At 51.8% G+C, this 12,446-nt stretch carries 10 protein-coding genes; 3 read left to right on the forward strand and 7 right to left on the reverse strand.

The window, feature by feature from the left end; all coding sequences use genetic code 11:
- Window positions 1-9 precede the first annotated feature (9 nt).
- Window positions 10-2,106 carry a TonB-dependent receptor gene (locus IPN28_04625; GenBank protein ID QQS58111.1) on the forward strand — a complete coding sequence of 699 codons (2,097 nt, stop codon included), beginning with the start codon at window positions 10-12 and terminating at the stop codon, window positions 2,104-2,106.
- Here the strand turns inward: IPN28_04625 and IPN28_04630 are convergent.
- The 3 genes from IPN28_04630 to IPN28_04640 are packed head-to-tail and all read right to left on the reverse strand — an operon-like array spanning window position 2,081 to window position 5,974.
- Window positions 2,081-4,795, reverse strand: coding sequence for a PAS domain-containing protein (locus IPN28_04630; GenBank protein QQS58112.1), 2,715 nt, complete (start codon window positions 4,793-4,795; stop codon window positions 2,081-2,083). The two genes, IPN28_04625 and IPN28_04630, sit on opposite strands and share 26 nt — an antisense overlap.
- A 29-nt stretch (window positions 4,796-4,824) precedes the next feature.
- A complete protein-coding gene (locus tag IPN28_04635) occupies window positions 4,825-5,223 on the reverse strand; it encodes a response regulator (GenBank protein ID QQS58113.1) in 399 nt (132 codons plus the stop codon).
- 1 nt (window position 5,224) lies between these two features.
- Window positions 5,225-5,974 carry a sensor histidine kinase gene (locus tag IPN28_04640; GenBank protein ID QQS58114.1) on the reverse strand — a complete coding sequence of 250 codons (750 nt, stop codon included), beginning with the start codon at window positions 5,972-5,974 and terminating at the stop codon, window positions 5,225-5,227.
- 174 nt (window positions 5,975-6,148) lie between these two features.
- On the opposite strand from IPN28_04640, the gene IPN28_04645 reads away from it, so the two are divergent.
- On the forward strand, window positions 6,149-6,559 hold the full coding sequence (locus IPN28_04645; GenBank protein ID QQS58115.1) for a response regulator: 411 nt from the start codon (window positions 6,149-6,151) through the stop codon (window positions 6,557-6,559).
- Window positions 6,552-7,058 carry a hypothetical protein gene (locus IPN28_04650; GenBank protein QQS58116.1) on the forward strand — a complete coding sequence of 169 codons (507 nt, stop codon included), beginning with the start codon at window positions 6,552-6,554 and terminating at the stop codon, window positions 7,056-7,058. Before IPN28_04645 ends, IPN28_04650 begins: the two co-directional genes overlap by 8 nt.
- Here the strand turns inward: IPN28_04650 and IPN28_04655 are convergent.
- From IPN28_04655 to IPN28_04670, 4 genes are read right to left on the reverse strand one after another with little or no spacing between them, the layout of a single operon-like run.
- Window positions 7,045-8,148: a glycosyltransferase family 4 protein gene (locus IPN28_04655; protein ID QQS58117.1), complete on the reverse strand. Its 1,104-nt coding sequence runs from the start codon at window positions 8,146-8,148 to the stop codon at window positions 7,045-7,047. The two genes, IPN28_04650 and IPN28_04655, sit on opposite strands and share 14 nt — an antisense overlap.
- Window positions 8,145-10,208, reverse strand: coding sequence for a glycosyltransferase (locus tag IPN28_04660; protein ID QQS58118.1), 2,064 nt, complete (start codon window positions 10,206-10,208; stop codon window positions 8,145-8,147). Before IPN28_04660 ends, IPN28_04655 begins: the two co-directional genes overlap by 4 nt.
- On the reverse strand, window positions 10,205-11,185 hold the full coding sequence (locus IPN28_04665; protein ID QQS58119.1) for a glycosyltransferase family 2 protein: 981 nt from the start codon (window positions 11,183-11,185) through the stop codon (window positions 10,205-10,207). Before IPN28_04665 ends, IPN28_04660 begins: the two co-directional genes overlap by 4 nt.
- Before the next feature lie 3 nt (window positions 11,186-11,188).
- A complete protein-coding gene (locus IPN28_04670) occupies window positions 11,189-12,445 on the reverse strand; it encodes an oligosaccharide flippase family protein (GenBank protein QQS58120.1) in 1,257 nt (418 codons plus the stop codon).
- Window position 12,446 lies beyond the last annotated feature (1 nt).

Below are 12,446 nucleotides of genomic sequence, written 5' to 3' on the forward strand. Positions count from 1 at the left end.
GAGCAGAGCATGAAAAAGGCAGGAACCATAAGGGCGCTGATCGGGCTGTTGGCGTTCGGCACGGCTTTGAATCTTGACGGCTTGGTATGGGCCCAGAATGTCGATTACACCGGGCTTGAGTCTCTCTATGGTGAACCCGTAACAACGAGCGCTACAGGGAAGCCGCAGCCCGTGTCAAAAGCTCCGGTCTCTATGGACATTGTAACGGACAGGGAAATCAGAGCCAGCGGCGCACAGGATATCCCGGAGTTGCTCAGGCGCTACGCCGGAGTGGACGTCTCTCGCAATTTTCGTGACCAAGCTGATGTGAATATCCGGGGCTACAATCAGGCGTACGCTAACCGCCTGTTGGTTCTGATTAACGGGCGGCAGGTTTATATGGATTTGTTCGGAATGACGTTATGGAATTCATTCCCGGTCAGAATGGAGGAAATCAAGCAAATCGAAATTGTCCGCGGGCCGAACACGTCACTCTTCGGCTTTAACGCGGCTTCAGGCGTGATAAACATCATCACCTACAACCCCCTTTACGACAACGTAGGGGACGTAAAGTTAGGCTACGGCAGCAGGGGATACAACTCCTTGGGCGGAATGAAGACATTCAATGTCACGCAGGATGCCTCCATCCGTTTTTCCGGGGAGCGCACGGGATACGATGAGTTTCCGCATAATCACCGGATCAATTCGGCGCGGGTACCCAATGCCGCGGCCGAGGACGCCTTCCAGAAAGAATCTCTGAACCTCGACTCGCAAATCAGACTCCGTGAGAATATCCATGCGCGTCTGGAGACCGGATACAACCAGCAGATCGGCGACAACCTGACCGTTTTCAACACGGCCCGCGACGTCTCGACCCTCTCGCGCCACGCCAAGATCGATCTGACCTATGATGCCGGTAAGTCCGGAGTCTATGATCTGATGGCCTATCACAACTCCACAAGAATTACAGTCGGAATGGGGCGGTTTAACACCTTTCCTGAATTTTCGGTGGCCAACCGACTGACGGTTCTTCAGGCATCCGGGCTGCTCTCCCCGCATCCTGACCACAGCATCCGCTTAAGCGCAGAGTACAGGAATAATTTTGGCCAAGGGAACGCGCTCGGCCGGAATGACAGCGACAATTTCACGATTGATACATTCTCATCATCGGCGATGTGGGATTGGCGCATATCCGACCGCTGGTCCATGGCAAACTCGGGCAGGGTCGATTTTTGGACCTCTGATCGCGATTTCACACTGGACACCTCGAATACCAAAATCAATCTTCCAAGTCTTGAATTGGAGCCGGAGGGAACGGAATTCAGTTTTAACAGCGGTTTGGTCTATGAGGTGGACCCGGAATCCTCCGTGCGCCTCTCTTTGGGCAGGGGGCTGCACGTCCCCAGCATCGTCGAACTCGCCTTTGACGAAAACACGTCTCCCTTTTCGGAGCTTTACGGAAACCCTGAGCTTGATGCGGAAGTCAACTACACAGCGGATCTGGGCTATACCCGGAGATTTACCGAACAGAGCTTCAGCGCAGGAGGAAATCTTATCTATCAGAAAATTGAAGATCTGATCGCACCGACTGTGCGCGAATTTGGCCCTCCCGGCAATCTGAAGGCGGACTATACCTTTGAAAATGTAGGGGACTCAGAGGCGGTTTTTCTGGAGCTTTTTGCCAAGGGCGCCTGTTTGGATGAGTCTTTGAATTGGAATATCAATTATACCTATTCGCTTCTGGCCGACAGCGAAACCGGAATCCCCGACCACCGCTTCAATTTCGAGGACGCACAACCCGACCATAAAATCAATCTGGCTCTGGACTACAAAAAAGGCCCGTTCGAACTGGGCACGGACGTGCATTTTGTATCGGGATTTAAATACTCCACTGTGACGGCGGATTTCTTTGACGCCTATCTACAAAAGGACGTCGATGCCTACGTTGTCCTCAACGCCCGGGCAGCCTATAACCTTGCGGAGAACACAACGCTTTCCCTTAACGGCTATAATTTGGCTGAAGAGCATGAAGAACGGCCGTTTTTTATCCAGCACCCCCTGATCGGGCGGGACGGATCCAACGAACTGGGCCGCACGGTGGTTATGGCGCTGGAACACCGTTTTTAAGAGCGGCCGAGGCCACGTTCGGCAGCAAGCCTTGAACGCTCTGCTCCTGTATGGGAATAAGAAGCGTAAAAACCGTGCCTTTTCCGGGCGCGGAAGCCACCTCAATATGCCCGCCCCATCTCTGCAGGATGCCGTAAACTACGGAAAGCCCAAGCCCTGTGCCTTCGCCGACTTTTTTTGTGCTGAAAAAGGGCTCAAAAATTTTGGCCTTTGTCTTATCGTCCATTCCGCACCCCGTATCCCGGACCTGAATCTCGAAATATGAGCCTGAAGGAAGATTCAAGGCGTTATCGTCGGAAACGGATCGTTCGCAGTAACCAACGGTGATAGTTCCGTTGTCGTCCATAGCGTGGCAGGCGTTCTTGATAAGGTTGGCCATGATCTGAAAAAACCCGGTGGGGTTGATATGGATTGTGGCGTCAAGTCGTTCTTCGGAAGAGCCGTCCTGAATATTTTCGCTGACAAGGCGCACACGGTCAGGAAGACTGTCCTGAAGAAGTTTAAGGTTTTGGTCGAGAATCTCGCAGGCTTTGACAGGGGTAAGAACGCTGCTTTCCTGGCGCGTGAAGGACAGCATATCGCTGACGATGTTTTTCGCATAAAGGGCATACTCATATACGACTTTTGACAATTCATACTGCTCGTGGGCCTCGGGATCGGAGGAAAATTTTTTGGACAAGGCTTCGCTAAGGCCAAGAATGGGCTGGAGCGCGTTATTGATTTCATGCGCCATCCCTCCGGCCATTTCCCCTACAGCGACAAGATTTTGCTGCTTTTTGGCTCCGTCCTCGCGTTCGCGCTCTTCCGATATATCTTCCAACATCAAACTGTATTTGTTGATTTTGCCCTGTCTGTTCAGGATCGGCGCGACTTGCATCCGCACCCAGAAAGCAGAACCATCGCTCTTGTAACAAAGGAGTTCGCGGCTTCCGCTCATGCGCCGTTCAATCCGGCTTTTAAGGAAACTTAAGGCTGATAGGTCTGTAAGGGGGCCGGACAGAAAACTGAAAGGTGCGGCTTTGATCTCGTCAAGTCTGTACCCCGTCATATGCGTGAAGCTGCCATTGACAAAATCGACCATCCAGTTCCCGTTATTAAACAGTAGAACGACGAGGCCGGTTTGACTGGCCTCGAGCGCATTCATGAAAGCTTGGGCACGTTCCTGACTCTCCTGCAAGGCGCCTTCCTGTTTCACTTTTTCGGTGATATCCCGCAGGAAGACGCGGGTCAGGGACTGGTCCTGCAACGCCACAAACGTCGTATACCGCTCATAATATTTATCATTAACTTTACGCACATGAAGAACCGTGTTTTTTCGCGCTGACAGGCTCTCCATCTGCAGATCGACGAAGTCCTTGAAAATCGGGTGAACGGTCCCGTCAACCATGTACATATTCGGAAACTCGCGAATAGCCGCTTCGTTCATATAGGTGATCATCCCGTTCTCGTTCAATTCGATGATGGGGTCAGGGTTACGTTCAGGAATAGTTGCCAGTCTGCGGGCATTAAGGGCGGTTTGTTTGAAGACTTTGAGCGCCTCAATCATCTCGGCCACTTCGTCCATCCGTGTAGTTTCCGGAAGGTCAAGTTCGAGATCCCCGGCGGCAAGTTCAGTCATTCTCTTGGTGACGAGGCCAATCGGTTTCAAAATCCGCACCTTAAGGATAAGGAAGAGGATGTAAAGAATACCGATGGCTACCAGTCCGGCAACGGTAATCAGGGACAGGCGGCGGGTCAGGCTCTTGAGATGATCTTGCAGGGCGGCCTCAGCGGGCATGGAAACGACGTCCTCCAGCCTCTTGATACTGTCCAGAGCCTGTTCAAAGCCCTTTTTCCATTCCTGTGCGGCTACGGGATAAGGCTCACCCGCCATGCTGGAGGAATAAATGCGGCGCCTCATCTCATCGAGGCTTTTAAAGGAGTCCTCAAAATCCTGAAGCCCATAAAACACTCCAAAACCAGGAGTATCGTTCGAGAAATTTTTTCCTCTGTTGATTTTTTCGATCTGCCGAGAGAGCTGGGAGCGCTCGGTTTGCGCGGTATCACGCAGCAGGGTCAGCCGTTGCATGGTTGAATCGTCGAGATTTTCGTCGGCATGAATAAAGGAAAGAAGCAGGTTTCCTTCATAGGCGGTCAGATCAAGGAGATTCTGGGCGGTTTTATGGACAAGAAAGCTTTGTTGAAAGGCAAACTCCGCGGCGCTCTGTGGTTCAAGAATTTCAATCCGCAGCAGGGCCAGAGTTTCGCTAAGATGCTTCTGGGTATCAAGGAAAGTTTCAGGGTGGATATAATTATCTTTCTCAAGAGCTTCGCTCAATTTCTCTGAACCCAGTCGCGCTTTTTCAAGCTCCTGCAGAGTCACGGCAGTCTTAGGGGTATCCGAAATACTCATCGCTGCTTGGACCAGGGCGTTCAGGGCTTCGCTGTTTTCCTTTCGGACATCCTTCCATCCCGATTTGAAAATATCGCGGTTCTCCTTGGTTCCGGAAATCAGGACCATCGCCTTCTGCGTCTCAAGGATCAGGCTGTAATTAAGCAGTCGCGTCTGGTTGACGATCTGGTTTTGCTCACGGATTTTACTAGAGGTATGAAAGGCGCTGACCGTATCAAGAAATATGATCAGGATAGGACTGAAAACAATAAAACCGACCCCGGCAAAGAACAGGAAGAAGATTTTATAAATATTCATGGGCCTGGAGGGGCGCACAGATCCCGGGATCATAAACCAGACCTCCGGTTAAAGGCAGAATCAAGAGCGGCGTTGACCGCCTGAAAAAGCTCGTCATGCGTAAACGGCTTGCGTACGGTTCCCGAAATTTTATCTTTAAGGCTGGCCAGAGGATCAAGGTTGGAAAGCCTGTTCCCCCCGCCGGAAATGGCGATCACCGGCAAATCGGGCGCAATGTCCAGAAGGCGCGAGATAAACTGCAACCCGTCCATCTCCGGCATCTGGATATCTGTGATCACGAGATCAAGGGAACCCTTATGTGTCTGCAGACATTCAATGCCGGAAACCCCATTTTCGGCAATAACAACCTCATGCCCGTCCACCTTGAGCATCGTCTTCAGTGTAATGATGACACCGGGTTCGTCATCGACGATAAGGATACGCGCCATCTTAGGACTCTCTGTCTGTTAAGAGGGGCAAAAGGAGCGAAACGCAGGTTCTCCGGTCAGGGGCGTTGAAAAAAAGAATTGTCCCGCCCATCCGCCGCATCAGGCGGTAACTGTGCCACAGGCCCATGCCCTTATGGCGGGAAATATCCTTAGTCGTATAAAGGGGGTGCAGAGCCTGCCTGAGGGCTTCCGGAGAGGCGGCAGGAGAAGGTCCGGAAAGAGTAAACTGGCCATAATCTCCGGGGCTGAGGTTTAACATTTGCCCCACATCGTCGGAAAGATTTTGGCATTTACAGGAAATCTGAAGTGAATCCGCTTCGGCCCCGGCCTCAAGCGCGTTGCAAATAATATGGGTCATCACGGCTTCAAGCGCCCCGGGATCATGGCGGAGGCAGAGCGGCGCATCCTCCTTGGAGGGGAAATTGGGGGTAACCCCCGTAAGAAATATCAGGGCATCGCTATAGCTCTTCAAGAAGGCTTCGGAATATGGTGTCACACGGCTCTGCAGGCTGGTGCTCGACAGAAGATCGCTGGCTCCCAGAAAGTCGTTAAAGGCACGGAGTTCCGTGGAATAGTCATAGGTATGCTCGATAAACTCGCGCAGAGCCTCATCCTTATTCATTTTAACCAGAATTTCGCTGAACCCCAGGACCGGGCAAATAAGATTGCTGAATTTGTGCGTCACCCGTCCGAGTACGTGGTCCAGCACGTCCAGAGCGTGGTAATCAGCCAAGAGAATCTTCTTATCCATTATAAGCGCCCGGAAAACCGACCCTGCGTTTAAGTCACACTCTAAGGCCAAGGTCTTAAAATAATGTTGAGGGTCAGGGATAAAACCTTAAAAAACCGCATTTTGTTTAGAATTTAGTTACGACAATTCGCTATGCTGCAAGTGAATAAACCGCGCAAAAGGGGAAACAATCGCGTGGATTACGAAAAATTAAGAGTTTTGATCGTCGATGATTACATGATCATCCGCAAGCTGGTAGCTCAGCAACTCGTCATGATCGGGGTCGCCCATGTCGATGCGGCCTCTGATGGCGTGGAAGCGCAGGAAATGCTTGCCCGGAATAAATACGACATCGTCCTTCTGGATTGGGGAATGCCGAACAAAAACGGCTACGACCTGCTGAGGGAGTGTAAGGCGGATCAACGTTTTTCAGACACGGCGATCATCATGATGACGGGCGAGAGCGAAAAGAAGTCGGTCAAGGACGCTCTGGAAGCCGGAGCGTACTCATACCTCGTCAAGCCTGTTGATCTTGACTCCCTGAAGGCAAAAATCGACGCGGCCGTGCAAAAGCTCGCAGAGAGCAAGGTCAAAGCCGATGACTGAAGAATCCTTAAAAAAAATCAGGAAGCTTGCGGAAGAACTTCAAGGCGAGATAGGCAAGGCCATTCGCGCTTCTGTTTCGCACGTCATAGAGGTGATGTTTCACAACCAGATAATTGTCAGCGATGCCCCGAACAATAAAGACGAAAGCCATACCATTTATGCCATGGTGGAAAGCGAGCAGGAATATATGCGCTCAATCCTGAGGTTCGGGTTCGAGCAGAATCTTCTCAAAATGCTGGTGCAGAAGATCTACGGCCCGGACGTAATCATAGACCGGAAGATTCTTGAGGATGCCGCCTGCGAGATTTCGAATATCGTCAGCAAACGTGTCAAGGCATTGATGAACTCCTATGGGATGGCGATCGATATGAGTATCCCGTATATAGAAAGGAAGTTTGATAAGGATTTTATGTATGCCGGGAATATGCTTCACATTCATTTCTTGCTCGATGAAAGCCGTATGGGTGTGGACTTTATGTATAGAATTAAGACGTCGTAAAGCCGCACAGGAAATCGTCCCAGCGGTGCGCAATGGATTCGGAAGTCAGTTGAGCATGGCTTTCCGCGGCCTTTTCTCCCAATTCTTTGCGGTATTCTTTGGAGGTCATAAGTTTCTCCATGGATTCCGCTAAGGCGTTCACGCGGTGCTCGCCCTTCGCGAGTAAGCCGTTGTGACCGTCTTCTATAATTTCATTCGTCCCCGGGCAGTCCGCGAACCCGATGGCTGGCATCCCGTAGGTCATCGCCTCGGCGGTCGCAAGACCGAAGGCTTCATAACGTGAAGGAATAACGAAAAGAGAGGCGGCGGCATATTCACGGTCGATATCACCGGAAAGACCCGGAAGAAAAACGCGGCCTTTGAGGTTCAGTTCAGAAATAAGCTTTTCTAGTTCAGGACGAAGTTCTCCTTCCCCGATAATCCGCAAATCCCAGTCGGGAAAGTCCGGCGCGAGGATTGAAAAAGCGCGGATCAGGGTTTCCTGATCTTTCTGCGGATCAAGCCGTCCGACATTCAGAATAACAGGCCTTTTGGTAAGATCACGAAGCCCCTCAAGGCCCGGAAGGGGCCGCTTCACAGGGTTGGGAACCACAACCATCTTGCGCCGAGCGAAGGCAGGATAGGAGTCGCGGATTTTCTCTGAAACAACGGTAATTTTTCTCAAAAAAGGCAGGCTGAACAGGAAAAAAGCGAACTCCAGCTTGCGGCGGTCATAATGCGCCGGAACGATATGCTCGCTCCCGATAACGGGGATGCCCATGCCGAGAAGGGCAAAGGCGGCGGGAACGAAGGCGCTGTGCATAAAGGCGATCACAACGTCGGGCCGCTCCTTTATCGCGGATTTACGCAGGGCGTGCATTCTCTTAAGGGTAATGCCGACGTTCGACTTTTTTTGCGGGTCTCCCAAGCCGAGATCAATTCTTTTTACGTGTTCTGAAAGAGGATAAAACGGCTTTTCCCCCGGAGCATCAAAAGTCACAAGGCTCACCTCGTGACCAAGACGGCAGAGTTCGGTCGTGATCTGGCTAAGCACTCTCTCGGCGCCGCCCGTGCCATGCGTCATGGTTTTGATGACGAACATCAGCTTCATGAGCGCGCCGCCTCTTTGAACAACTGCTCCCAGAGATCGTATATATGCTCAGGGCGATAGGCTTGAACACTCTCTATCGCCGAACGCCCCATCTGCACGAGTTGCTCCGGTTCGCCTATCAAAAAGCTTAACTCATCCGCCAAAGTCTCAGGATCGCCGTTTTCGGCGGCCAGCCGTCCGTTATAGCCATGCCGGATCAAATCGCTCACCCCCGCGCAACCTGCAAAACCGATACAGGGAACCCCGTGCGCCATCGCCTCGGCAATCACATTCGGAAACCCTTCCCAACGGGAGGAAAGCGAAAAAAGAGACGCCTGCGCGTATTCAGAGCTGACCTTATCCGTCGTTCCAGTCAGTTCCACGCGGCCAGACAAGTCAAGCTCAGCCAACAGTTTTTCAAGGTCTTTACGCTCGATGCCTTCACCGATGATCCGCAAAATCCAGTCAGGATGCTTCGGAGCGATCAACGCAAACGCTTGGATAAGAACGGAATAATTCTTCTGGTATTCCAGCCGACCGACCGAAAGCAAAATTCTCCGTTTTTTCACTTGCCCCAGATTCTCAGGAGCGGCGGGAAAAACCGGATTGGGGATCGTTACAATTTTCGCACGCAGATAAGCCGGATAATGCGCCCGGTAGCTCTCGCACTGGACGGTGATACGCCGCGCAAACCGGAAGGTTTGATAAATCAACTGCCGATATTTGCCCGACCGGATGTGATCGTAGCGCGTGGGCGCATTCCTTTCCGCCAGAATAATCGGATACCCCATCCCCAGAGTATAGACCCGGGTGCTGAGATAAGGCCCGTCCTGAAACCCGATCATGATGTCGGGTTTGACTGATCCAACGATCATTCGAACTTTTAAAGCCCTCTGGATCATCTCGGAAAGCGTTGCTCTTCGTAAGGGATCGCCGATGGCTACCTTGTGCCAGACGATAAGAGAATCAAGCGGATAAAACGACTGCGCGTTCTCAGGGTCCAAAGTCATAAGGCTGATCGAATGCCCGCGCTTCACCATTTCGTTCATAAGAGCCGAGGCCATGCGCTCCACGCCGCCCGCCATATTGTCGATCGCCCGGCAGCACACGAGAATTTTCAAAGAAGAGGGATCGGGCGCTTGCTTCATTTTTCGCTCATGGAAAAAGCGCGCGGGCCCGGTTTTAAAAAGATGCCGCGTGACCGCAATCGGATGCTTGAGCAGTAAGGGAACAAGCGTCATAAAAAAAGTCCTATAGTCTTTTTTAAAGTGGCTGGCGCGTATTTTTGGCCACTCCCGCGCATAGACGTAGCGGTCTTTGCTTTCGAGATAGGCGCGGTGTTTTTCGGCCAGTTGCATTTCCGCCTGCAGGTTTTTATCGGCGCTTTTATCCGAGGATTGCGTGGCATACTGAACAAAAAGCTTTTCAGGGCAACCGATAAAATGCGCCCCTATAAGGGCAGATCGCACAGCAAAATCCAAATCCTCGACACGTCTGAAATGTTCATCGAAGCCGCCAGCCTTGTCAAAAACCTCTCTCCGCGCCATGAGGGAGCAGGTCGGCGTCCCCGAACCATAAAAGCACTCTTTATCCCCTCCGTAAAACAGAATCCGGTCAGCCATCTCCACACCCTGCGGAACTTTCCCACATGAACCGATAGCGTCCAGAATCTTGCGATACCCATTAGGATAAAGCCGCTCGCCCGACGCATAACACAACACAAGGTCGGCCCCAGTTTCCTGTTCATAGGAAACGATGCGCTCATATTGCCGGGAAAGCCGATGCGGAAGGCTCTCATCATCGTCGTCAAAGAAAACAATAAAATCGCCCTTGGCCTCTTGCAGGATCGTATGACGCGCCCCCGCCGCCCCTTTGTTTTTTTCATGCACAATCAGACGTGCTTTTTTTGCGTCTGCAATAGCCTCCCTGATAACCTTCGCTGTGTCGTCAGTTGAACAATCATCGACGATCAAAATCTCCGTATTCGCCCAGTCCTGCGCCAGAGCGCTGCGGAGAGCACGTCCGATGCTTTCTTGTGCGCAATAGGCGGTAATCCCGATAGTGATAAGGGGCAGGGTCATGAGAAACTCTTATAGAATTCCTGAGCATGTTTGTTGAATTTTTTATTCGGCCACGCCCATTTCATCCGGCGATAGGTGAGGAGCGGATATTTGAAAAAGAGCTTGATCATTTTCCAGACAAAAAGACCTTTTTTCCCGCGCAGATAGGCATATTTCGCATCCAGCCAGCGCGAACAGAACAACGGCGAAACCCCGCTGTTTCTTATGAAAATCGCGTGCTTGATGATCAGCTTGCGGTAATAGTCTTCATCCTGCGTCAGGGTTTTATCGTTGCCCGACGTCATGGTTTGATGAACCAGGGGCTCGGCGATCCCCGCGAAATGCCCGCCATTTTGCGCAAACCGGACATTGAAATCCGTATCCTCGCACCGCCGGAAATCTTCATCGAACCCGTCGAGGGTTTGATACGTCGAAAGCCGAGCCATTTGTGAGCAAGAAGCCATGGAGCCGAACCCGTTTTCGACCGGAAGCCCATAGAGAATGCGCTTGGCCATCGCCTCCCCACGAGGGCATAGTCCATCTTCTTTCGTGCCCGCCGTAGGTTCGTAATGCTCCGATCCATCGGGATAATGCTGAATCCGGGAGCAGTGACAGATGACTTCCCGAATGCCCGCATATTTCTCCTCATAGCTCACAATCCGCAGATATTGCTTGTCCAGCCTCATGGGATCGCTCCGGTCGTCATCGTCAAAAAAGGCCAGAAAAATGCCTTTGGCCTCACGGATAATCGTATTCCGCGCACCGGCAACGCCTTTGTTCTCGGGATGATGAATCACACGGATATCTGGGAATTTTAAGGCCAGAGCGTCAAGAATTTCGCCCGTGCGGTCCGTCGAGGAGTCATTGACGATAAGAATTTCCTTAGGCTTCCAGTTTTGCGCCAGCGCGGACTCGACGGCGACCTCAATCGTCTCCTCGGCGTTATAGGCCGTAATCCCCACGGTAATCAGCGGCAGGATGGCGGTGTTTGAGTCCATTGTCTACTTTACGGCCTTCAGGTAATGCGTTCGGATCACCCAGTCTACCGTGAGAGTCATAATCACGCGATAGGCAAAAGCGGACGCCACCGCCCCCGCAATCCCGTAAACGGGGATCAGAAGTGCAGACATCGCAATACGTAAAACCGAGGTAACGATCGTTATTTTGGCAAAATTGGTGGTGTCCAGCTTCGAACGGATATACCGGAACCGGATATTCGAGGCATTGCCGATAGCTACCGAAAGGCAGAGAATTTGAGCGTATATAACCGATTCAGAATAGGTTTCCCCGAAAACAAAAATCAAAATCCACGGCAGCAGGGTAAAGGCAAAAACAAAAACAGCCAGCCCGATCACAAGCGCGGCCTTTTTCAACAGGTCATCAAGATTTTTTGTATAGGTCTCTTCGCGGGCAAAGCGCGGGGCATAGACCGCGATAGCATCCTGAACCACATTCCGGAGAACCTCAGGAATCCGCTCAGCCGCGACGAAAATCGCTGTAGCCGAAGGGGAAAGAAACGCAAAGAGGAAAAGCTTGTCGGCATTGACGGCCACCGTATTGAAAGCCGCATAGAAAGAGGTTCTCAAGCCGTAGGCGATACTCTCCGGCTCGTCCGTCTCTTCCGGCGCAATAGAGCGGAAATCCCTCAGCGTGAAAAGTGTATTGAGTAACGCAGGAACACCCAGAAAAACCAGAACGGGCAGGGCGGTATTATGAGGATACAGCAGGGCAACCGCAACCATCGTGCTATGCATGGTGAATTGCCAGAACGTCTCCTGCTTGAAAAACGCGGAAAACTTCTCCTCGCCGATCCTGATATTCCGCCACTGCGAGAACCCCTCATAAAAAGGCAATAAACAAGCCGCGATCATAAGGGCGGTCGAAAGCTCTGCCTGCCCAGTCTTATGATAAAAAAAAGCAAGTCCAAGCATCACGAAACTGCCAAGAAGACACCCGGAAAAGGAAAGAGGAACCGCCTTGCGGTAAGTCCCCCGATGCCCTCGCGCCACGGACTGCATGATCGCGTTTTTAAGTCCCCCGAAGCCGAAAATCGTCATCGTGCTGACCACACCAATGACGAAGCTATACATCCCGAACTCATCCTGAGTAAGCGCACGGACGAGAAAATAGGTGGAGATTAACCCGAAAGATTTCTGAAAAACGCGTTGAGAGCCCAGAAGAACGATTCCGGAGAAACTGCGCTTGTTCTCCTGCGTCAGGAAACGGCTCTTGGACTCCTGCAAGTTCCGCAGAACCATA

This window comes from Alphaproteobacteria bacterium (assembly GCA_016699735.1).
Taxonomy (GTDB): domain Bacteria; phylum Pseudomonadota; class Alphaproteobacteria; order Micavibrionales; family Micavibrionaceae; genus JAGNKE01.

Coding starts and splice junctions, on each gene's coding strand:
- IPN28_04625 (QQS58111.1), top strand. CDS start 10: ATGAAAAAGGCAGGAACCATAAGGGCGCTGATCGGGCTGTTGGCGTTC.
- IPN28_04630 (QQS58112.1), bottom strand. CDS start 4,795: ATGAATATTTATAAAATCTTCTTCCTGTTCTTTGCCGGGGTCGGTTTT.
- IPN28_04635 (QQS58113.1), bottom strand. CDS start 5,223: ATGGCGCGTATCCTTATCGTCGATGACGAACCCGGTGTCATCATTACA.
- IPN28_04640 (QQS58114.1), bottom strand. CDS start 5,974: ATGGATAAGAAGATTCTCTTGGCTGATTACCACGCTCTGGACGTGCTG.
- IPN28_04650 (QQS58116.1), top strand. CDS start 6,552: ATGACTGAAGAATCCTTAAAAAAAATCAGGAAGCTTGCGGAAGAACTT.
- IPN28_04655 (QQS58117.1), bottom strand. CDS start 8,148: ATGAAGCTGATGTTCGTCATCAAAACCATGACGCATGGCACGGGCGGC.
- IPN28_04660 (QQS58118.1), bottom strand. CDS start 10,208: ATGACCCTGCCCCTTATCACTATCGGGATTACCGCCTATTGCGCACAA.
- IPN28_04665 (QQS58119.1), bottom strand. CDS start 11,185: ATGGACTCAAACACCGCCATCCTGCCGCTGATTACCGTGGGGATTACG.
- IPN28_04670 (QQS58120.1), bottom strand. CDS start 12,445: ATGGTTCTGCGGAACTTGCAGGAGTCCAAGAGCCGTTTCCTGACGCAG.